Source organism: Stenotrophomonas sp. GbtcB23 (genome assembly GCF_019091045.1).
Taxonomy (GTDB): domain Bacteria; phylum Pseudomonadota; class Gammaproteobacteria; order Xanthomonadales; family Xanthomonadaceae; genus Stenotrophomonas; species Stenotrophomonas rhizophila_A.
Window position 1 is genome coordinate 1 of sequence record NZ_JAGXKC010000516.1, and the last position, 253, is coordinate 253.

General features: G+C 60.5%; 1 protein-coding gene. It reads right to left on the reverse strand.

The features are described 5' to 3' along the window. On the reverse strand, nucleotides 1–253 hold a 253-nt coding region (locus KVS69_RS19970), incomplete at both ends, for a GH25 family lysozyme (protein WP_302675398.1).

Sequence of the window (253 nt, forward strand, 5' to 3'; positions counted from 1 at the left end):
GTCGGGCGTCGAGCAGAAATAATAGAAATGATAGGGCGCGTGCGGAATGCCGGCCGCCGCCGCACCACGCCAGTTCTTCTCGAAAGTCGGGTCGATGCGATCCTTGCCCTCGGTCGCCTTGATGAAGACGAAGCCGATGCCGGATTTCTTCACGGTGGCCCAGTCGATGCCGTCGCCGTTCCACTTGGAGAGATCGATGCCGTGAACCTCATGGCGGCCCGGATGATTCCTGCCGAAATCCTGCGGATCGGTA